Origin of the sequence: Kurthia senegalensis, from assembly GCF_000285595.1 — a bacterium.
Taxonomy (GTDB): domain Bacteria; phylum Bacillota; class Bacilli; order Bacillales_A; family Planococcaceae; genus Kurthia; species Kurthia senegalensis.
Map to the genome: position 1 here is coordinate 317,414 of NZ_HE611064.1, position 22,577 is coordinate 339,990.

Sequence of the window (22,577 nt, forward strand, 5' to 3'; positions counted from 1 at the left end):
CGCTGCTTCTTGCTTCTCTGACATCATGCAATCTAAAATACGATTCCAAAGTGGCATCAAATTAATATGTTCATACAACACACCATCTGAAATATTTTGAACAATTTCAATAAACCCAGCTTGCATTAAGCGTTGCATCGTTGCCGAAATGGCATCTGCTGATAAATTCATTCGTTCCGCAATTTTGATTGGTGTCGGGAATAATTCTTTTTCATCATGAAAAGCTTGTAGATGCATAATGAGCATCGCATCAACATCGCTAATATTAAGTTGTTTGTAATATTGAAAAAAGAGCTGTGAAACAGAGACGTTCCCACGCTCAATCCAAGTTTGGAGTCTTTGTTGTTGTTCGCTCAAATTGACTCCCCCAATAAAATGTTTTTTGTCTTCATTCAGACGTTCAATGCTCATTATAACACTACTATTCTTATATTCGCTACTACGGAAAATAGCTTTTTGTGAATTAAAAAAGAGCCGTATTTATATAAATACGACTCTTTCGACTGTTGTAAAGATCCTGCCCGGTCTGTTGGGCAAGATGGCATCAAAATGGTCTGGATTTTCATGCCATATAAACTTTCAATATTGACGTATGAATCACTTAGAAACTAAGGATAAATACGGTTTAATAAACGTGGGAATGGAATAGTTTCACGAACGTGTTCAGCGCCTGTAATCCAAGCAACTGTACGTTCTAAACCAAGACCAAATCCTGAGTGAGGGACAGAACCGAATTCGCGTAGTTGTAAATACCAAGCGTATGCTTCTGGATCTAAACCAGCTGCTTCGATTTGTTCTTTCATTAATTTATGATCCCAAATACGTTCAGAACCACCGATGATTTCACCGTAACCTTCTGGTGCGATTAAGTCTGCGCAAAGCACGACGTCATCACGGTCTGGGTGTGGTTGCATGTAGAATGGTTTGATACCTTTAGGATAACACGTAATGAATACTGGTAAATCAAAATGATTTGCAATCGCTGTTTCATGAGGTGAACCGAAGTCATCGCCCCAAACGATATCGTCGAATCCTTCTTTGTGTAAGAATTCAATCGCATCATCATAAGAAATACGTGGGAATGGCGCTTTTACTTTTTCAAGTTTCGATGTGTCACGTCCAAGAATTTCTAATTCTAATTTACAGTTTTTAAGTGCAGATTGTACAACGTGAGAAACGTATTGTTCTTGTACTTCTAACGATTCATCATGTTCTACGAATGCCATTTCTGGCTCGATCATCCAAAACTCGATTAAGTGACGACGTGTTTTAGATTTTTCGGCACGGAAAGTTGGACCGAATGAGAACACTTTACCAAGTGCCATCGCAGCCGCTTCCATGTACAGTTGTCCCGATTGAGAAAGATAAGCATCTTGATCGAAATATTTCGTATGGAATAATTCAGATGTTCCTTCTGGTGCAGAACCTGTAAGAATCGGTGGGTCTACTTTTTTAAAGCCGTTATCGTTAAAGAATTCGTAAGTTGCACGAATAATTTCGTTACGAACGACCATGTTCGCATGTTGTTTTTTAGAACGTAACCATAAGTGACGGTTGTCCATTAAAAATTCTACACCGTGTTCTTTTGGTGTAATTGGGTAATCGTGAGATTCACTAATTACTTCAATACCTGTTACTTGTAATTCATAACCGAATGAAGAACGTGTATCTTCCGTTACTTCACCTGTTACGTACATAGATGTTTCTTGGTGCATACCTTTTGCTACTGCAAATACTTCTTCGTCATTTGCTTTCACAACGACACCTTGCACGAAGCCTGAACCATCACGTAATTGTAAAAAGGCGATTTTGCCGCTTGAACGTTTGTTAAATAACCAAGCGCCAATTGTTACTGTTTCACCGACATGTTTAGGCATGTCTGAAATCATAATTTTAGTCATAGTATCCTCCATTATAGCAATTTGCTAAATAGTAACTCATTCTTATTATATACAATTCACTGAAAAAAAACGTCCTTTTTGATAAAAAAGACGTAAATTTTTGTATCTACATTAAATATTCGTAATACGTTTCCACCATTCACCTGTGTCATACATAATGTAAACATAATTAACGAGATCATTTTTCGTTGTATACGTTACTTCCCAAACAGCACCAGGTTTTTCAAGACCTAATTTCACGTGTAACACACGTTTCATATTGGGATCATTCTTTTTCGCAATCGCAATCGCTTCTTTTTCAGTCGTTCCACCTTTTAAGTGAATCGTCGAAGCTTTTTGATTCATATCATCTTGTAAAACAAATACGGCTGTTTTCTGCTTGTTTTTGTCCTCACCAATGACCGTCACGTAAGATGAATGGCCATGGTACGTATAAGAATCAGACACTGACGTTAGTTGTTTGTTTGCTAGAACAGCACGTTCCGCCTGTTTTTCAACACTATGGAAAGGTGCGTAGGCACTCCAGCCAATAATAACGACTAATACAAACGCCAGGCATACGAAAAAGATGGATAAAAATTTTAACCAATTTTTCATCTTATCACCTTATCATTTTGTTGTAAGTTCTTGTTATTGCTTATGCTTCTTCATTATACCAATCTTCCAATTGTAACACCATATGCTCTAATGGAACTTTTTCCACTTGCACGTTCGGTAGCGCTTCTATAAATTGTGGTCCGTATGATTTCGTTTCAATTCGTCTATCTAAGACGATGAAAGCACCTTTATCGTGTGAAGATCGGATTAATCGGCCGAAACCTTGCTTAAAGCGTAAAATCGCTTCTGGTAGCGATAATTTATAGAAAGAATTCAATCCTCTTGCTTGGATTGCATCTGCCTTCGCCTTAAATACGGGTTCATCTGGTGAAGTAAATGGTAAGCGCACGACAATGACAGCAGATAAAGCATCTCCTGGAACGTCGACTCCTTCCCAAAATGAATTCGTACCGAATAAAACGGAATGATCAAATTTTTGGAACATTTTCAATAGCTTCATACGACTACCAGACGATACGCCTTGCGCAAACAACATGAATTGTTCTAACTGTTCCGTTTCTTGAATTAAGAGCACGGTCTTTTTCAACATATCTTGCGATGTGAATAAAACGAAACAACGTCCATTTGTCGCGAGTACTGTCTCAACGATTGCTTGTGCGACATGCTCAATATAAATCGCTTGCGGCACACTTTGGATGTCCGGCATATCGTCTACGATATACACTTGCGCCCCTTCATAATAAGATTTAGGTGCTTGGAACTGATACAGAGGGACACTCGGTGACACGCCTAATTGTTCCGCAATAAAACGAGGATTTTTCGGTGCTGTTAATGTACCAGACGCCCAAACAATTCCCATTTGATGTCTAAACTTATTAAAGACATGCATGACCGTTTTTTTAATACTAATCGGTTTTTTCATAATTTGGATACTACCTGGCAGGCTTCTTGCATCTAACTCTAACCACATCGTATCAGAACGACGATTTTGTAAAAACAGCTGTTGCCATTCTTTATTTTTTTCTACGAGTTGATGTAGAACGTAATGCCAATCTTCGACTAACGCCTTCATAGAAGGTGCTAGTTCATCCATTTGAGCAAGCGTCGTTTCCGTTACATAATTTGCAATTGATAAGAAAGCATCAATTTGTTGACTGACTTTCGTCAATAAAGGTTGCCCAATTTGAACATTTTCAAAAGAAAATGTATATTTCATTGAACGCGTGACATTTTTAGGTAAGTTCAATGGCTTCGTCATATCTGACAACGTCCGTTCGAAAAGTTGAAGCATTTTGCGATAAGCCATCTCACACTCGATAAATTGGCGTTCATTATGTGCCACTTTACGCATTTCAACAAACCATGGATGTTCAATCGATTGGTGCGACATCGAACCTAATTGACCGAAAACGTATTTCCATTGTCGGTAGTTAAAAATGGTCTCTTCCCGTACCATCGCTGCTTGAATCATTTGATGTGCTTCATCGATAATCCAACCGTCAATTTCTTTCAAAATCGGTTTCTGGCGTTGTAAATCCGCCACGACCATCGCATGATTCGTCACGATTAAATCGGCATTTCGGCAACGATCCATTGCGCGTAAATAAAAATCAAATGCCCCTTTTCTACGCGTATCTTTAGACGTATCCGTTCGACGTACTTTTTCTAAAAATAAATGCCCGCCACCTGATAAGTTTAATTCACTTAAATCGCCTGTTTCTGTTTCTGCCAGCCATGTCGTAAATTGCATTTTAGCGAAGTTTTCATCGAATGATTCATCTTTCATTGCCATAAAATCGCTAAAACGGTCCAAATCAATGTAATGGCTCATCCCTTGCATAATTGTCGCATTCGCTGACAACTTCAAAATGCGTTCTGCTTTTGGCAGTTCTTCTTTTAAAAGTTGTGTTTGTAAATGTGTCGTATACGTACTAATGACTACTTTTTTACCTGTTTGCTGTGCATAAATTAAAGCGGGAATTAAATAAGCGAGCGTTTTTCCAATTCCTGTAGAAGCTTCTACGAGCACTTCATGTCGCTTATTTAAAGAAGCCCATACCGCATCCATCATTTGGAACTGACTTTCACGAATTTCAAATTGTTGAAAAGCATGTGAAAATAATTCTTTTTTTGCTTCGAGCGTTTCTGGATAAACGAGCATACGCGCAGGAGCTGTTTTTTTCATTTTCGGTTGCTTTTTCAATTGAATTTCTCGATACATCCTGTACCCTGTCTCGTCTGACACTTTTAATCGTTTAAGACGAATAATTTCGAATAAGAATGAGGAAAGATCGGTTTTCACTTGGAATGAACGACGATGTAATTGCTCGACTACGTGCTGTGGGAGTTGTAACAATTTTTCATAACATGCTTTTAATAAATACGCGGTCGCCAATGCATCATCATCTGCACGATGTGCTTGTTCATGTAAAATACCCAAATCCATCGCTAAATCTTGCAGCTTATAACTGTAAGAAGTCGGGAATAAAATTTTTGCGAGTTCTACTGTATCTAAACATTTCCCTTGCCATTTAGGCAGACGGCATCTTTCAAATTCCGCTTGTAAAAATGGTAAGTCAAAATCAATATTATGCGCAACAAATACCGTACCTTGAAGCTTTTCATACACTTCATACGCGAGTTCATGAAATGGCTTAGCATCTGCTACGTCTTCATTTGAAATATGTGTTAAATCTTCGATAAAAATAGGAATTTTTTGTTCTGGGTTAACGAAGGTCGTATACGTATCAACAACTTGCCAATCTTTCATAAAGACGATAGCGAGTTGAATTATACGGTCCCCTTGTTTAGAAGAATGCCCTGTCGTTTCAATGTCGACAATGGCGTAAGTTTGACTTTCCATATTTACTTCACACTTTCCGTTCTTAATATAAGACGATTTTATCACATATCGCCTATAACCACCTACAAATATAAGATGTTTCTCCTCACCTACAATGCTTGTCTGACGAAAAATCTACTTCAAGTAAAGTGCTACTCAAAATAACATCTTCATTCCGTGGCATATGCGTTTCTCTTTACAATCAAAAAAGCATTCGGCCGTTACGTATACACAACAGCCAAATGCTACTAAATAAACTATGATTCAAGCGTAATATCTGCTGAGTAGACGCGCTTTACTTCGCCATCATCTAGACGAACAGACAAAATACCTTCTTCTGAAATTTCAATCGCTTCGCCGACAAATTGCTCACGCAACGTCGTCACACGAATACGATTCCCGAGCGTACAAGAATAATTTTCCCATTCTCGTTTAATGTGCGTAAAACCTTCTGCAACATACGTTGCACTATACTGTTCTAAATATAGTAAAATACGGGCAATCAACGTCGCACGGTCAATTTCTTTTTGTGTAATCATTTGTAAAGACGTCGCAATCGTTTGCAATTCTTCTGGGAAATCGTCCATCGTATGATTTACATTAATACCGATGCCCATAATTAATGCGTTCACACGATCTGGTTCCGCCTGCATTTCCGTTAAAATACCGGTACATTTGTACCCATTAATAAGCAGATCATTCGGCCATTTGATTTCAGGTCGAACGTCTACTACATCTTCAATCGCCTTTGCAACAGCAACTGCCGCAACGAGTGTAAACTGAGGTGCTTTGTATGTAGGAACATCTGGGCGTAAAATAACGCTCATCCAAATCCCTTTTCCTTTTTCAGATACCCAAGGACGTAGCATACGTCCTTTGCCAGCTGTTTGCTGTTCACAAATAACGACAGTTCCTTCTGCAGCTCCTTCTTGTGCCAATTGATGAGCAACAGGCTGTGTAGACGCTAGTTGCTCTTCGTAGTGAATATTATGACCAAATGAAGTCGTTTGAAGGGACGCTTTAATTTTAGCTACGTCGATAATGTCCGGCATCTTTTTTAATACGTACCCCTTTTTTCGAATTGTTTCAATGACATAGCCTTCTTCTTTTAGCTGATTCATATGCTTCCAAATAGCAGTACGAGAAATCGCTAACGTATCTGCAAGTTGCTGCCCGGATAAAGGTTCTCCGGCAGCTCCTTGTAATCTTTTTAGCACTTCTAGTTTAAAATCTGCACTCACGTTCAACCCACCCTTTTATGTGTTGTTCTTCATTTTGTACACGGCCTTCTAAAATGTCCGTCACTAACTGATCTAATGCTTGTTTTAACCACGGCCCACCTTTTTGACCTGTCCATTCTAACAAATGTTTCCCGGTCACAGCGAGTTGTTGTTTTGAAGCAATTGGCAATGCTCGTTTTCTTTGAACGATCTCCTCGATAGAAATCTCCCCGTGTTCTACGTGATTGTAAATCATTACAGCTGCTTGCCAAACCGCTTGTTCTATATCGAATAAAGAGCGATTTTCTATCGGTTCATGCAATAATTCAATCGCACGTAAAACATGTTGCACAAATTGTGATTCTTTATTCGAACCACGATAAGCTTTAACGAGATTTGGATCATTTTCAAGATAACTAAACATTGCCCATCCCACTTCAGTAGACGAAGCGCTGAACGATTTCCACTGCTCTATTTTTTCAAAATTGCCGGGTACGTACGCTGCTAATGTCGTCTCCTTTAATTGCTTAAATCCGACGTACGGGTGCGCACTTCTAACAATTTGATCAAATTCTGCTTTAATACGCTCCATGGCGATAAATTGTAGATCCGAAGCGTGTACTGTCATCGCACGTAACGTTTCCTCTTCAATTGTAAAGTTCAATTTGGCACTAAAACGAACAGCCCGAAGCATACGAAGCGCATCTTCTTGAAATCGCTCGCTCGCAATTCCTACTGCACGAATTTTTTTAGCTTTTAAATCTTGTTGCCCACCAAATAAATCAACGACCTCATTGTTTAAACGCAGTGCCATCGCATTAATCGTAAAATCTCGACGTTTCAAATCTTCTGCTAAATCCGTCACAAAATTAACTTGATCCGGGCGACGATGATCCACGTACGTTCCTTCTGTACGATATGTCGTCACTTCAACTGGCTCTTTCGCATCTAACACTAAAATCGTGCCATGTTCAATTCCGATATCTACCGTCTTTTTGAAAACTTGTTTCATCTGTTCAGGTTTCGCGCTCGTCGCCACATCCACATCATGTACAGGCGCACCGAGTAGCGTATCACGTACAGCACCACCTACAACGACTGCATCAAATCCTTCGTCTGATAGCTTTTTCATTAACTCAAAAGCCGCTTCAAACTCATGAATGATCATGCTTTTTTGCCACCTTTTCATAAAGCGCTTCGTATTGTGAAACGATTTTTTCTGAACGGAATTGGTCATGTGCATGTTGAATGGCCATCTTACTAAAGGCACGTAATTTTTCATCATCTTTTAATAAAGAAATCGCATACTTCGCTGCTTTTTCCGTATCGCCTAGTTCAACGATATAACCGTTCTCACCTTCCACAATGACCTCTGGAATACCACCGATATTCGTGCCAATCCCCGGTACACCACAAGACATCGCTTCTAATAAAACGAGACCGAATGCTTCTTTTTCAGACATTAATAATTTCAAGTCACTAATAGAATACAACTCTGCTAAATTTTCTTGTCTGCCTAAAAATAAAATATCGTCTGCGAAGGCACTTTCTTTCACACGTTGCATCACTTCATGCTTTTCCGGCCCATCTCCAACGAGTAAAAGTTTTGACGGTACTTCTTCACGAATTTTTAAAAATGTTTCAACGACATCTGGTACGTGTTTCACTTTTCTAAAATTTGAAACGTGAATGACGACTTTTTCATGTTCTTGAATGCCGAAACCTTTTTTCAATTCATCATTATCACGTTTATAATATTCGCGCTCATCGACGAAATTATACACCGTTTCAATCGGTTTCTTCGTATCGATCAATTCGTACGTTTGTGCCTTTAATGAATCCGATACAGCCGTCACGACATCTGATTTTTCAATACCATATTTAATCGCTGTTTGCAGTAATGAATCGTATCCTAAAACGGTAATATCTGTTCCGTGCAATGTCGTAACAATTCCGATTTCACAGCCGCACATATCACGTGCTAACACGCCACATACCGCATGTGGAATCGCATAATGCATATGCAATACGTCTAACTCTTCCTCTTTAATAACGTCCGCAATTTTACTTGCTAATGCTAAATCATACGGAGGATATTGAAAAACTGAATAATTATTCACTTCTACTTCGTGAAAAAAAATATTTGGATACACTTTATTTAAACGAAATGGCATGCTCGACGTAATAAAATGTATTTCATGCCCTTTTTCAGCTAACATTTTTCCGAGTTCCGTTGCCATGACACCAGAACCCCCAACCGTCGGATAACATGTAATCCCTATTTTTAATTTTCTCATCCGACCAACCCTTTCTACTTCTCATTGTTGCTATTTTATCATGAAAAGAGGCCGTGTTTGCAAATAACGCAACACATGCCTCTTTTAACAGTACCATATTAATTCGTTTGAGAGGCAGTACGACGCTCTGCCAACAATCGCCAATCAATGAATCCTTGTTCCAATCCTTTAAGTAAAACTTCAGCCGTTCCCATATTCGTTGCGAGCGGTACTTGATAGACGTCACATAAACGCATCAATGCTGAAATATCCGGCTCATGCGGTTGCGACGTTAACGGGTCTCTGAAAAATAATACTAAATCCATATCATTTACGGCGATCATCGCACCAATTTGCTGATCGCCACCGAGTGGACCTGAGCGGAAACGTGTAATCTTAAGCTCTGTCGCTTCCATAATTTTTTGACCTGTCGTACCTGTCGCATAAAGTTCATGCTCTTTTAATATATTTTCATAGGCTATTGAAAATTGAACGATATCTTTTTTCTTTTTATCGTGTGCAATTAAAGCAATTTTCATCGGAAAGTCCCCTCATTAAAGTAAATTTTCTAAACCGTATACAAGCGTATCTAATGTGACTACTTTTTCAATACATAGTTTTACACCGGACATAAACGACTGACGATTGTATGAGTCGTGACGAATCGTCAACATTTGACCTTCGCCACCGAACAATACTTCTTGATGTGCTACGAGCCCTTGTAGGCGTACGCTATGAATGCGCATACCGTCGATGTCGCCACCACGAGAACCCGGAATCGTTTCGTGTTCATCTGGATGCCCTTGCTTATGTGCTGGACGGTTAGCTGCTATAAGTTGCGCTGTCTTTACACCAGTTCCGGAAGGTGCATCTAATTTTTGGTCATGATGTAATTCGATAATTTCAACGTCTGGCATGTATTTCGCTGCCTCCGCTGCGAATTTCATCATCAATACAGCCCCTACCGCGAAGTTCGGTGCAATAATCGCCCCTGTTTCGTTTTCACGTGCCAGTTGCGTTACTTCCTCTAATTGTTCATCTGTAAAACCTGTCGTACCGATGACTGGACGTACTTTATATTGTAGCAATGTTTTCGTATGTGCATAAACTGCTTTCGGTGTCGTTAAATCAACGAATACTTCTGGTTTCATTTCTTCAATTAACGTGTTTAAATTTGTATAAACTCGCACGTCATATTGCTCTGGAAATTCTTGATAGTCTACTAAATTAGAAGCGATTTCACGATGGTCTAATACCGCAACAAGCTCCATATTTTCAGCTTTCATTACAGTATGTACAGCTTCTTTCCCCATTTTACCTCGTGGACCTGCGATTGCTACTCGAATTGTCATGTTTCATTCCTCCAGTTATATGTATACCCTTTGTATAAACATTCATCACTTAAAGTGCCGTGCAATTAAGGTTGTTTTTTATAGTTAAATCAACGATAATATAGACTTATGAGCTTGCTTTCATACGGACTTACACATAGTTTACCAAAATTTTATGTTATCGTGTATGAATTACAACAAAATAAACATTAGACCCATTCGAGGAGGGGAAACGTTTGAAACTTAAAAACATTTTATTCATCATGGTAGGGGCAGCCTTGTATTCATTCGGTCTTGTCAACTTCAATATGGAAAACGAACTTGGTGAAGGTGGTCTTACCGGCGTTACCTTAATTTTATATTTCGTTTTCAATTTAGACCCTGCATTAATGAACATCCTTTTAAACATCCCGATGTTTTTAATCGGATGGAAAGTACTCGGTCGCCGATCATTTATTTACACAATTATCGGAACAGTATCTGTTTCTATATTTATTAAAATATTCCAACACTTCACTTTCCACATTGATTTACACAACGATATGTTACTCGTTACATTACTAGCTGGTGCCTTTTTAGGTGGCGGTCTCGGAATCGTCTTCCGCTTTGGCGGTACGACAGGTGGCGCCGATATTATCGCACGTGTCGCACATAAATATTTAGGTTGGGGCATGGGGAAAACACTTCTATTAATTGATGGTATCGTCATCGTCCTTTCTATGCTAACGTATTTAAACACACGTACGACGATTTATACGCTCGTTTTCGTATTTGTTTGTGCACGTGTTATCGATTTCGTCCAAGAAGGTGCATACGCTGCACGTGGTGCGTTTATTATCTCACCCCATTACGAAGAAATCTCAGCAAAAATCGCCAAACAACTCGATCGTGGTGTTACATTATTACACGGTAATGGTTACTACACACGAGAAGAAAAACGCGTCGTTTACTGCGTCGTATCTAAAAATGAACTTTTTAAATTAAAATCAATCGTTAATAGCGTCGATCCAGAAGCATTTATGTCCATTTCCGAAGTACATGATGTCGCTGGTGAAGGCTTCACATTAGATGCACAAAAGAAACCAATTCATTAAAAGAAAGTCCGAAATCTATAACGATTCCGGACTTTTTTATAGAATATGAATAAAAATTAAGGCTAGGAAAAAATCTTAGTCAATATGAAAAGACATTCACGATATTATTCAAATCGTGAATGTCTTTTTTGTCACTAGGCAACCGTTGTTCTTCATTCCAGTCGACACTTTCCGCATGCACGACTTTCATCTCCGAACAACACTTCTATCAAAAATTATAAAATGAATCAACTTATATTGCCGCTAAATTTAAAAATGATTGTGCCTTTCCTGTCTGCTATCTCGTCAAAAGTGAAAAATGAAATGGGCTTCGTTCTCATGGAAACAAATTTAAAAAAAGACGCAATACAAGAAAGTTAATTCTATAATTGCACGTAAAAATAAAGAAAGTGATGTCAAATTCGACATCACTTTCTCTAGTAGAGGCTAAAATTTTTCTTTATGCCTCCATTCAATTACGTACGATTTTAGCGGAAAGTACCGTAACCTACAATACGTTTGTTCCAATAACCGTCATAAAGATTTGAGTATTTTACTTTTTTACCTGCAGCATGAAGTAATTTATTATTACCTGCATAAATTGCTACGTGTGACACACCGCCACCTGATGTATTAAAGAACACTAAATCGCCCACTTGTAATGATGATTTAGAAATTTTTTAGATGATGCATATTGTGCACCTGAAGTACGTGGTAAAGTTTTGCCTAATGCATTTTTGTAAACATAACCAGTGAACCCTGAACAGTCAAATCCTGAAGGTCTTGTACCACCCCATACGTATGGGGTTCCTAAGAATTTTTCACCATATGCAATTGTTGAGCTAAGTGAATTCGATACTTTTTTCACCGTTTTCTTTTTAGCTACTAAATATTTACTGTTCATCCAGCCACTTTTGCCATTTACTTTCGCATACATCCAAACCGTTCCGTTTACTGAACGTTTTTTCGTAACACTTACTTTTTTACCATTTTTTAAAGTTTGGACTTTTTTAGATTTAACTGAGTATGATTTACGCATATTCAAAGTACCATCACTTGAGTATACATATTTCGTTGCTTTATATTTAACTGTTGTTGCTGCTTTTGCTTCTAAAGAAGAAGCTCCTGGTAGTGAAACAGCTGTAGTAGCAACACCTGTAAATCCAATTGTTAATGCTGCTGCGATCGCAGCCGTCTTCGCTTTAAAATTTGTAAAAGTCATGTATTGTTCTCCATTCATCAATTTATTTTTATATTTAGTATGTATTTTTTAATTTCTTTGTAAGTTGTTTCTTAACTATTTTCTATATTAACCAATAAACAATACGATATGTGGTCAATTCAATGACAATCATGTAACAAAAATAATACAAATCAATTCAATGGAACATTTTATAGCATTTTTTATTAAATATTTTCGATTAAAAGAAGATTGATGTTCTTTCGAGCAATTCCACTAATTTATTTCATGTTAAAAAAATGTATTCAATCCTATCTATTTATTTTTTTATGTAGTATTACTTCCAATTTGCCTCTTTCAGCGTATACTTTCCTACAAAATTAGTTAGTTTATTACAAAAAGATGTCATAAATACGTTGCCAACAAAAAAGATTCGAAATCATAATTGATTTCGAACCTTTTTGAAACTTGCTTAATCGTTGTTATTGCCACCTAATCCTGTATACATCAAAATTAAACGTAATAACTCCATGACAGCAGTTGCTGCAGCTGCGACGTATGTAAGAGCCGCTGCTGTTAATACTTTTTTAGCTGCTGGTTCTTCCTCGTTACGAATAATACCTAGTGTGACGACTTGGTTCATCGCTCGTTTCGAAGCGTCAAACTCAACTGGTAATGTAACGACTTGGAAAAGCACACCAATTGCTAATAAAACAATCCCTACGAGCATAAGTGGTTTGATTGTTGCAATCATCCCAATCATAATAAAGATCCATGAAGCATTGGATGAAATATTTGCAGCTGGTACTAACTTAGAACGTAACGTTAAAAACGTGTACGCTTCTTTATGTTGGATTGCGTGACCACATTCATGGGCCGCAACCGCCGTACCTGCTACAGAAGCATAATCATAGTTTGAAGCTGATAAGCGAACGACGCGATCAGATGGATCGTAGTGATCTGATAATACACCTTCTACGCGTTCTACTCGTACATCTTCCAAACCATTCATATCTAAAATACGACGGGCAACTTGTGCACCCGACATATTGGATGTCGAAGCTACTTCTGAATATTTTTTATACGTTGACATGACTTTTCGTTGCGCATAAATTGGCAAGAGTAATAACACGACAAAATAAATAATCATTAAACCGATTGACAAAGTTGTTCTCCCTCCTTTATTTCTATGTTATCCCTATTGTATAAGGGATTTGCACTACCTCGCAACTAATAACCTCCGGCGATAAACATAAATCGCTAATGCGATGCACATAATCGATAACCAAAACGTAAAATACCCAATTTGTGGTTTAAATTCATTGAGCATACTATAAATAGGCATTTGGTCAAATACGTAATCCATCATTTCATTATGTACGGCGATTACGGCTGTAATGCAAATGTGGAACCAGTTAAAATCATATTTCGACACGTATAGCACTGCTTGCAATGCCATTAAGAAATGACTGGCGATGAGCATATAAGCACTCGGGTCGACATCTCCACCTAATTGGTAAATGGCTAAACCATTCATACAAACCGCCCAAAGACCGTATTTAATATTCGTGACGAAAGCGAGCGCTTCAAACAATCTGAAATGACGCTTGAAAAGCCATCCGATAATTGCAATGCTAAAAAAGAGCGTGGCGTTCGGACTATCTGGTACGAACGGCCAATAGTACCAAGCCGTTTGTTCCAATTGCCAGCTATACCATATGTACCCGTAAATCGATCCTCCAATATTAATCATTAAAAGAATAATTAAAAACCATTTTGCAAATAACAAATTTTTAATGTGTTGCACATTTTCCCCTCCCTTCTTTACTATTATATGGTACGAATAAGTGTAAGAACGATGTCTTTTTATAAAAAAAGAGTACTTCTAATCAAAATGAAGTACTCTTCTCTCTTAAAGTTTATATGCGCTACTTTACGCTTTCGCTTGCAAGTCGTTCAATAAAGTCGTCAACGTCATGAATGTTTCTTTATCTCCTGCATCAAGTGCCGCATCAATTTCTGCAACGAGTTTATCATGTTGGAAAGTATATACACTTTCCGATAAAATTTGATGTGCAATTTTTTTATCTTCTGAAGAAATTTGCATATACGTCGGAATAAAAGGATTTTCTTCCAATACGGACATATATAATTCCGTCGGAGGCTGTTTCGGGAAGTTTAATTGGATAAATACATCTTCTTCCGCATTCATTCGTAAATCATGAAATGATTTTTCAGGATCTGCCGTTACAACATTTCCTTTATAAAAACGAAATGGAATGCCATCAGATTCAGTCGTAGAAATGACGAGCGCTCTCGGACAAAAATGAGCATCTTCTACGAAATGAACGTGGCTTAAGATTGCGTCATCTCCTACGATGTAATTTAAAATCCATACACATTCTCTTCTTTTCAAATCATATCGTTTTAAAAACCATCGAATGAATTGCTTTTTATCTTTATTTGAAATCGATGTTTCCATAGTACTTCACACCCTCCAATAAAATGTCTTACAGTGTTTCGAAGCGACTTATCAAATCAATCCACTGTTGTTCTTCTGGTTGCAATACATTTAATTTTTTCGCTATTTCTAATGCTTTTGCGTGTTGACCATCTTCTAATAGGAAGTAAACGTATTTTTCTAAGAAATCTACATCCTCATCATGATCGCGATAGGCAATCGTATAATGTTTGCCCGCTTCCTCGTACTGTTCTAAACGGTCATACGATTCTGCAGCAAATGTTGAAAGTGTAGACCAATCAAAGTCGTCTTTGTGTAACCCTTCAACGATTTCAATAATTTCTTCGTCACGCTCTTTCGTCGATAACATCGAAACGAGTGTTAATACCGCTTCCATATATTCTGGATCTAAAGCAATTGCTTGACGAAGGAATGCTTCTGCATCTTCCGGTTTATTATTTTTAATCGCCATTTTCCCAGCGAATAAATACAATTCTTTATCATATTCATCCCTAGTAATACCCTCTTTAATTACTTCCAACGCTTTTTTATTATTTTCTTGCATCGCATAGCTTTCGGCTAATAATAAATACGCAGCAAAGTAGTCTGGATCAAATACTTTTAAGTCTTCTAAATGACGAATGGCTTGTTCATATTGTTCTGATTGGAACGCAGAATATGCAGCACCAAACAATAAATCTGGGGATGTTGTGTCTTTTAATGCATGTCCATAATAATGCAATGCTTCTTCGTAAGAGCCCGCTTGGCGGTGTACTTCTGCTAAACGTTCGATAATACGAATACCCGCAACTTCTTTTTCAGTCGCATACACTTCTTCATAAAGTCGTGCCGCTTCTGATAAACGTCCCATTTCCATCATTAACTCGGCTTTAGCGAATAAAAGTAATGGCTCTTTCGGTAATAAATCAAGTGCTACATTAATTTGTCGTTCTGCCACTTCATATAAACCTTGCATTTGATAGTAATCCGCAAGCGCTAATAAAGCTTGTGGGTACTCATCAGCAGTAGTTGGAACATCCATTAATAATTCTAACGCTTCATCTTCTTGTTCTAGTTCCATTAAAACGGTCGCGCGGTCGATTTTCAACTGTGCTTCATTTGGGAATAAGTAAACTAAATGTGCATAAATTTCATCTGCTTGTTTCATATATCCAAAATTCATTAAATAGTCGGACATTTCATATTGCTCGTTTGCATCGGCAGATACGAGTAAATCTTCAATCGCATGATGTAATGCGTGTAAATCGCCATTGTGAATAGCGTCAATAATCGGTTGTTGCGTGTTCATTATTCTTCACCTGATTCTACGAAATTTGTCATTCTTTTATCCTACATGACAACTTTATAATGTACAAGAAAAATGCATTGAAAAAAGAAGGGAGTACAGCGGATTCACTGCCTCCCTTCTCATTACATTAACGCATTTAAATCGTTGAAAAACGTCGGATACGATACGGCGATGCAATCTGCATCATCTAACGTAACCGCCTCTTCTGTTAAAAGCGCTGCAATCGCACCCATCATACCAATCCGATGATCGCCATACGTATGAAGTAACGCGCCTCGTAAAGGTGTCGGTCCTTCGATAATCATGCCATCGTCTGTCGGCTGAATTGATGCACCTAATTTCGTTAACTCCGCAACGACCGCATCAATTCGATTCGTTTCTTTCACTTTTAATTCTTCTGCATTTTGAATAATCGTCGTTCCTTCTGCTTGCGTCGCAAGTAAGGCAATAATCGGAATTTCATCAATCAATCGTGGAATGACTGCGCCGCCGATTGTCGTTCCTTTTAACGGTGCATTTTTCACGACAATTGTTCCCGTTGGCTCTGCTGCATTCTCATCATCAATCGTAATCGTTAAGTTTGCCCCCATCGCTTCAAGTGCTTCAATAATACCTGTACGCGTCGGGTTCAATCCAACATTTCGAAGCGTAATTGTACTATTTTGTGCAAGCGCACCCGCTACTAGGAAAAAGGCTGCCGATGAAATATCTCCTGGCACAGAAACATGAGTCGCCGTTAGTTGCTGGCCTCCTTCGAAAGAAATAACACCGTCTTTTACTTCAATCTGTGCACCGAACTGACGAAGCATCCGTTCCGTATGGTCACGAGATGCCTCTTCTTCTCGAACAATCGTCGTTCCTTCTGCATTCAATCCTGCTAACAAAATCGCCGACTTCACTTGTGCACTCGCTACCGGCATTTTATAATCAATCGGTGTTAATTTTTTCCCTTGAACAGCGAGTGGTGTATATTGCCCGTCTGCTCGTCCTGTAATGTGTGCGTTCATTTCACGTAATGGCTGAATAACACGTTTCATCGGGCGTTTACCAATTGAAGCGTCTCCATTTAAAATAGCATGCACGTTTGAACCGGCTAATACCCCTAACATTAAGCGCGTCGTCGTTCCCGAATTTCCTGTATATAAAATGTCCTTCGGTTCTTCCCACGCATGCATGCCAGCACTTTTGACGGTTACATTCGTTCCATCAAGCGCAATGTCGACGCCGAGTTTACGGAAACAATCAATCGTACTTAAACAATCATCCCCGAGTAAAAAACCTTCAATCGTCGTTTCACCTTTCGCAATTGCTCCGAACATAACAGAACGGTGAGAAATAGATTTATCACCAGGCACTGTGATGTCACCGTGTAAAGCCGGACGTTTAAATTGTAATGTTTTGGATGTCATTTTATTTCCTCCTACTTATGCAATGTAAAATTCGTAAGAGCTATGCTGCTGCAAACAATTTACAGCACGTGTTCGATCTTCTTCACAGCTAAAACTAATAACTAAAATACCAAAAACGTCTTCACGCGTTTCGACGATACGAATATTCGTAATACTAATTTGATCTTCAGCTAAATAAGCTGTTATTTCGGCAATACTACCCGGATGGTCAGGTACGTCTACGTATAAATCGTACGTAGAGAACATCGCACCTTTCGTTAAAGGTAGCTCATCTCGAAACTCTTTTGCGTTTGCAAAAAAAGCTTTAATTTCTACTTCGCTATCTCGTTCAATAATTTGTTCTACACGATTCATCTCACGTTGCCAGCGATGTAGTTGTTCTAAAATATGTGATTTATTTTGTTGTACGATATCGCTCCACATTTGTGGATTAGAAGCAGCAATGCGCGTCATATCACGATAACCACCTGCAGCCAGCTGTTTCGTTAGTGGATTCACTGCGTTTTCATCTGACAATTGATGCACGAGCGATGCGGCAATAATATGTGGAAAATGCGAAACAATCGATGTCATATGGTCATGTTCATTCGCATTCACGACCATCAATTTAGCATTCGTCAATTTCAATAAATCGTACAATTGTGCCACTTTTTGCTCCGCTTCACTAGCAAGTGGCGTTAGCATATAATACGCATTTTCAAACAAAATAGGCTTTGCAGCAAGAATACCACTTTTATGCGAGCCTGCCATCGGATGCCCTCCGATGAACGTAATACCTTGCGCACGTAGTTCAGCAGCTTTTTGCATAATTAATCCTTTTGTACTTCCCGTGTCCGATACGATTAAATGAGATGGGACTTTCCACGTTTTCAAACGTTCCATCCATTGTAGCGTTGCATTCACAGGTGTTGCAAAAATACAAATATCAACTTGTTGAATCGCTTCTTCTGGATTTGTCGTCGTTTCATGTACGACACCTAACACTTTTGCACTTTGAAGAGTATTTTCATTCGTATCAAAACCGACCACCACATTTTGTGATGATTTTTGTAGAGCGAGTGCAATCGAGCCACCTATTAATCCGAGCCCTACGATTAGGATTTTTTGTCTCAAACGAGTACGCCTTTCGACGCTAAAATCTCTTCAAGTTGTGCAAGTAATCCTGCATTTTGTTCGGCTGTCCCAATCGTCACACGTAAATAATTCGGTACACCAAGTGCCGCACCGCTACGTACGATGTAGCCACGTGTCATTAACTCTTGGAATACTTCATTACTATCTGCTTTAATTTCGAATAAGATAAAGTTCGTGTTACTTGGGTAGTAATCTAATTGATGTTTCTCACAGAAGGCAACATACTGTTTTCTACCTTCATCATTAATTTGACGACATTTTTCAATATACGTTTGATCTTCAAGTGCAATTGGAATAATCGCTTGTGAAATGACTGTGTTGTTAAATGGTGCACGAACAGGCTCTAATTTTGATAAAAGAGACTGTTGACCAATCGCATAACCAACACGGAAAGCGGCTAAACCATATGCTTTCGAGAACGTACGCATTAATAAAACATTTTCATGCTTTTTGAATAGTGGCAATGTGTCTTGATATGTAGGATCTGTTACGTATTCGATATACGCTTCATCGAGTACGACTAATACATCGTTCGGTACTTTTTCTAAAAAACGTTCAATCGCAGCGTTCGGTGTCACACCGCCTGTTGGATTGTTCGGACTACATACCCAAACGACTGCTGTTTTTTCATCAATGGCATCGAACATTGCATCTAAATCGTGCTCGCGTTTTTCGTTTAATGGAATTTCGCGAACTTCTGCCCCTTCAATCACAGCATTTAATTTATATTGTGAAAAAGTAGGGCTTGCCATAACGGTATTCGTGTCTGGCGATAATAAAGAGCGGCTAATGATACTAATGATTTCATCTGAACCATTGCCGAATAATACTTCTTTTTCTGAAATGCCCACATGGTTCGCAACAGCTGTACGCATCGTTTGTGCATAACCATCTGGATAAAGTGCAAAATTAAAATCATTTTCACGTAAAAATGCGGCTACTTTTGGAGAACAGCCAAGTGGATTTTCATTCGAAGCTAGTTTTGTAATTTCAGTTAAGCCAAATTCTTTTTTTACCGCTTCAATCGGTTTCCCCGGTTCGTATGCTTTTAGTCCTTTAATCGTTTCTTTCCATTTCATCAAAAATCGCCTCTTTATCTTATTTATTCACTAAATCAGGTCTTAATTTCACTGCATCGTTCAAATAAATATGTTGTATTTCTTTTTGACTCACGTCAGTTTCAACATGTACCATTAAGCGAATACAAAGTGGAAGTGCCCCTTCTACGTCCATTTCATGCATGCACATAACCGGAACGTAATCCCAACCTTCGTAAGTACGAACGGCGCGTGCTGGGAAAGCACTCGTAATATCTGGCGTCGTCGTAGCAATAACAGAAGATACGCTATCGGCAGTCACATTATTCGCTTCAATAATAGCTTGTAAAAGCTTCGTCGTTTCAACTAAAATTTCATCTGCATCATTTTGCTTGATCGTAATCGCACCACGAATTCCTCGAATCATTGCGTCACCTCCTGTAATAATCGACGTAAACGTACATCTGTTTCACGTGCCTCGTCTGCCGAAATCGTTTGAACGAACGGTTCTCCTACGCGTCTTAGTAAGACGAATTGAAGTTGACCGAATTCAACTTTTTTATCTTTCATCATATACGTTAATAATTCATCGAATGTAAAATTCGAAACGGCTTCAAATGGATAATCACTTTGACGTGCAAAAGTGAGCATTTTTTTCGTGAAACTATGATCTAATTCTCCGTAATTTTCACTGAGTAATAGCGCATAAATAATCCCAATCATCACCGCTTCACCGTGTGCCACTTTCCCAAATCCAGATGCTGCCTCAATGGCATGTCCATACGTGTGACCGAAGTTTAAAAACTTACGTACCGAATGTTCTTCTTCGTCACGTTTTACGATGGATGCTTTCACTTGAATTCCTTTTTCTAAATGACTTTCTAATACGTGCCCTTTAAAATCGTACACCGTATGAGCGAGCAATTGTGAAAGCCACTCGTCATTTGAGATTAATGCATGTTTCACTGTTTCAGCCATACCCGAACGCACTTCTCGTTTCGGCAATGTCGTTAAAAAGTGAATGTCATACAAAACAGCTTGTGGTTGATAAAATGCACCGATCATATTTTTACCGAGTGGATGATTAATCGCTGTTTTCCCACCAACTGCTGAATCATGCGCTAAAATCGTCGTCGGAATTTGTACGAATGGGATGCCCCTCATATAACTTGCTGCTACAAAGCCAACTAAATCCCCGACTGCCCCGCCACCCAAAGCAAATAACATCGTTTTACGCGTTGCTTTTTGCTCTAGTAAATACGTTTGGACATTCATATAATTTTCAAATGTTTTACATGCCTCACCTGCCGGCATCACATGCACTTGATGTTCAAATGGAAAATTTTTTTCAAAATAATCTTGATGATAGTGCCAAACATTTTCATCGGTTAACATGATTAATTGATCTGCATGTTCTATTTTTTCTTTAATAGACTGAAGTGCTTCAGTCAAATGACGCTCCCCAATCGATACCTCGTATGAATGTGAAGGCGTCTCTATTGGAATAATCATTTGTTAAAACTCCTTCGCTACTTGACGCATTTCTTCAATTTGTTTTTGTAATTGTGGTAGTTGATCCGCATGGAATTGATCTAAAATCGCTTTTGCAATTTCAAATGCAATCACATTTTCTGCTACGACAGAAGCTGCTGGTACAGCACAAGCATCACTTCGTTCTACACTCGCTTTAAACGGTTCTTTCGTTTCAATATCAACAGATTGTAGTGGTTTGTATAATGTCGGAATTGGTTTCATCACGCCACGTACGACAATCGGCATACCCGTTGACATACCGCCTTCTAAACCACCTAAGCGGTTCGTACGACGCGTATAGCCTTTTTCTTCATCCCAAATAATTTCATCATGAACTTGAGAACCAGGTACGTGTGCCGCATCAAATCCAATACCGAATTCAACACCTTTAAATGCGTTAATCGATAGCATCGCTTGCGCTAATTTACCATCTAATTTACGGTCATAATGTACGTATGAACCTACACCTGCAGGCATACCTTCCACGATAACTTCTACGATACCGCCAATTGAATCACCGGCTTTTTTCGCTGCATCAATCGCTTCAACCATTTTTTCAGAAGCTTGTGCATCTGCACAGTAGCAAGCATCTTCTTCAATAATTGTACGAATTTCTTCGACTGTTTTTCCTTCCGTTGTTTGTGCGTTCGCTACGACGCCACCAATTTCTGTTACGTGTCCAACAACGCGGATTCCAAGTTGTTCTAAAAGAACTTTTGCAACAGCACCTGTCGCAACACGTACCGTCGTTTCACGAGCTGACGAGCGTTCTAAGATGTTTCGTAAATCACGGTGACCGTATTTAATGCCTCCGACTAAATCGGCATGTCCAGGGCGTGGACGTGTAATTTGACGCTTCACTTCTGTTGGATCAATATCTTCTGGAAGTGGTTCAGCACCCATAATTTTCGTCCAATGTGTCCAATCATCGTTCGTAACGACTAACGCAATCGGTGAACCGAGCGTTTGTCCGTGACGAACACCTGATGTAATCTTAACTGTATCTGTTTCAATTTGCATACGACGACCACGACCATGTCCCCCTTGGCGTCTTTTCAATTGATGATTAATTTGTTCTGCTTGTAGCGGTAACAATGAAGGAAGCCCCTCAATAATCGTTGTTAATTGCGGTCCATGTGACTCGCCTGCTGTTAAATATCTCATTTGATACTTTCTCCCTTCAACGCGTTAAATTATATGTTTTTCACTATAACATATTTTCCGAAAAATACATTGTTATTTATTATTATACACATAAATAAACTGAAATTTTTAATAATTTACTATTATTGTTCATTACTTCAGAAAAGTAA

General features: G+C 38.7%; 20 protein-coding genes and 1 pseudogene. 1 reads left to right on the forward strand and 20 read right to left on the reverse strand.

All coding sequences use genetic code 11. From position 1 onward, the window contains the following. The 9 genes from KSHG_RS18465 to dapB form a co-directional block, all read right to left on the reverse strand. A partial coding sequence (locus KSHG_RS18465) for a helix-turn-helix domain-containing protein (protein WP_042231311.1) occupies nucleotides 1-357 on the reverse strand: 357 nt, incomplete at its 3' end. A gap of 251 nt (nucleotides 358-608) precedes the next feature. Beyond that, nucleotides 609-1,901: an asparagine--tRNA ligase gene (asnS, locus tag KSHG_RS01940; RefSeq protein WP_010301034.1), complete on the reverse strand. Its 1,293-nt coding sequence runs from the start codon at nucleotides 1,899-1,901 to the stop codon at nucleotides 609-611. A 111-nt stretch (nucleotides 1,902-2,012) separates the two neighbouring features. After that, entirely contained in the window at nucleotides 2,013-2,498 is a 486-nt protein-coding gene (locus KSHG_RS01945; protein WP_010301036.1) for a cell wall elongation regulator TseB-like domain-containing protein, read from the reverse strand. Between the two features lie 40 nt (nucleotides 2,499-2,538). Continuing rightward, complete coding sequence (gene dinG, locus KSHG_RS01950) at nucleotides 2,539-5,322, reverse strand: ATP-dependent DNA helicase DinG (RefSeq protein WP_010301038.1); 2,784 nt, start codon at nucleotides 5,320-5,322, stop codon at nucleotides 2,539-2,541. A 236-nt stretch (nucleotides 5,323-5,558) separates the two neighbouring features. Further along, on the reverse strand, nucleotides 5,559-6,542 hold the full coding sequence (locus KSHG_RS01955) for a biotin--[acetyl-CoA-carboxylase] ligase (protein ID WP_010301040.1): 984 nt from the start codon (nucleotides 6,540-6,542) through the stop codon (nucleotides 5,559-5,561). Then, on the reverse strand, nucleotides 6,526-7,689 hold the full coding sequence (locus KSHG_RS01960) for a CCA tRNA nucleotidyltransferase (protein ID WP_010301043.1): 1,164 nt from the start codon (nucleotides 7,687-7,689) through the stop codon (nucleotides 6,526-6,528). Before KSHG_RS01960 ends, KSHG_RS01955 begins: the two co-directional genes overlap by 17 nt. Beyond that, complete coding sequence (bshA, locus tag KSHG_RS01965) at nucleotides 7,676-8,818, reverse strand: N-acetyl-alpha-D-glucosaminyl L-malate synthase BshA (RefSeq protein WP_026022481.1); 1,143 nt, start codon at nucleotides 8,816-8,818, stop codon at nucleotides 7,676-7,678. Before bshA ends, KSHG_RS01960 begins: the two co-directional genes overlap by 14 nt. A 98-nt stretch (nucleotides 8,819-8,916) precedes the next feature. Continuing rightward, complete coding sequence (gene mgsA / locus KSHG_RS01970) at nucleotides 8,917-9,336, reverse strand: methylglyoxal synthase (protein ID WP_010301050.1); 420 nt, start codon at nucleotides 9,334-9,336, stop codon at nucleotides 8,917-8,919. 15 nt (nucleotides 9,337-9,351) lie between these two features. Next, nucleotides 9,352-10,149, reverse strand: a complete 798-nt coding sequence (gene dapB, locus KSHG_RS01975) for a 4-hydroxy-tetrahydrodipicolinate reductase (RefSeq protein WP_010301054.1) — start codon at nucleotides 10,147-10,149, stop codon at nucleotides 9,352-9,354. Between the two features lie 215 nt (nucleotides 10,150-10,364). On the opposite strand from dapB, the gene KSHG_RS01980 reads away from it, so the two are divergent. Then, nucleotides 10,365-11,222: a YitT family protein gene (locus KSHG_RS01980; protein WP_010301055.1), complete on the forward strand. Its 858-nt coding sequence runs from the start codon at nucleotides 10,365-10,367 to the stop codon at nucleotides 11,220-11,222. A 467-nt stretch (nucleotides 11,223-11,689) separates the two neighbouring features. Here KSHG_RS01980 and KSHG_RS15910 read toward each other — a convergent pair. From KSHG_RS15910 to aroC, 11 genes and pseudogenes are all read right to left on the reverse strand, one after another. Then, nucleotides 11,690-12,441 (reverse strand): annotated as a pseudogene (locus KSHG_RS15910) (C40 family peptidase). Nucleotides 12,442-12,853: 412 nt separating this feature from the next. Continuing rightward, complete coding sequence (locus KSHG_RS01995) at nucleotides 12,854-13,546, reverse strand: zinc metallopeptidase (RefSeq protein ID WP_010301065.1); 693 nt, start codon at nucleotides 13,544-13,546, stop codon at nucleotides 12,854-12,856. Between the two features lie 54 nt (nucleotides 13,547-13,600). Continuing rightward, a complete protein-coding gene (locus tag KSHG_RS02000; protein WP_010301067.1) occupies nucleotides 13,601-14,188 on the reverse strand; it encodes a DUF1405 domain-containing protein in 588 nt (195 codons plus the stop codon). Nucleotides 14,189-14,314: 126 nt separating this feature from the next. Beyond that, on the reverse strand, nucleotides 14,315-14,863 hold the full coding sequence (locus tag KSHG_RS02005; RefSeq protein ID WP_010301070.1) for a ReoY family proteolytic degradation factor: 549 nt from the start codon (nucleotides 14,861-14,863) through the stop codon (nucleotides 14,315-14,317). Between the two features lie 28 nt (nucleotides 14,864-14,891). Then, on the reverse strand, nucleotides 14,892-16,151 hold the full coding sequence (locus KSHG_RS02010) for a tetratricopeptide repeat protein (RefSeq protein ID WP_010301073.1): 1,260 nt from the start codon (nucleotides 16,149-16,151) through the stop codon (nucleotides 14,892-14,894). Between the two features lie 122 nt (nucleotides 16,152-16,273). Beyond that, nucleotides 16,274-17,560 (reverse strand): 3-phosphoshikimate 1-carboxyvinyltransferase, encoded by a 1,287-nt coding sequence (gene aroA / locus KSHG_RS02015; RefSeq protein WP_010301076.1) that lies wholly within the window; start codon nucleotides 17,558-17,560, stop codon nucleotides 16,274-16,276. Nucleotides 17,561-17,575: 15 nt separating this feature from the next. Further along, complete coding sequence (locus KSHG_RS02020) at nucleotides 17,576-18,673, reverse strand: prephenate dehydrogenase (protein WP_010301079.1); 1,098 nt, start codon at nucleotides 18,671-18,673, stop codon at nucleotides 17,576-17,578. Then, entirely contained in the window at nucleotides 18,670-19,773 is a 1,104-nt protein-coding gene (gene hisC, locus KSHG_RS02025; protein WP_010301081.1) for a histidinol-phosphate transaminase, read from the reverse strand. The genes KSHG_RS02020 and hisC overlap by 4 nt, the downstream gene beginning before the upstream one ends. A gap of 19 nt (nucleotides 19,774-19,792) precedes the next feature. After that, nucleotides 19,793-20,158, reverse strand: a complete 366-nt coding sequence (gene aroH / locus KSHG_RS02030) for a chorismate mutase (RefSeq protein WP_010301084.1) — start codon at nucleotides 20,156-20,158, stop codon at nucleotides 19,793-19,795. Then, nucleotides 20,155-21,243, reverse strand: a complete 1,089-nt coding sequence (gene aroB / locus KSHG_RS02035; protein WP_010301086.1) for a 3-dehydroquinate synthase — start codon at nucleotides 21,241-21,243, stop codon at nucleotides 20,155-20,157. Before aroB ends, aroH begins: the two co-directional genes overlap by 4 nt. Nucleotides 21,244-21,246: 3 nt before the next feature. Next, nucleotides 21,247-22,428, reverse strand: a complete 1,182-nt coding sequence (aroC, locus tag KSHG_RS02040; protein ID WP_010301090.1) for a chorismate synthase — start codon at nucleotides 22,426-22,428, stop codon at nucleotides 21,247-21,249. Nucleotides 22,429-22,577: the final 149 nt, after the last annotated feature.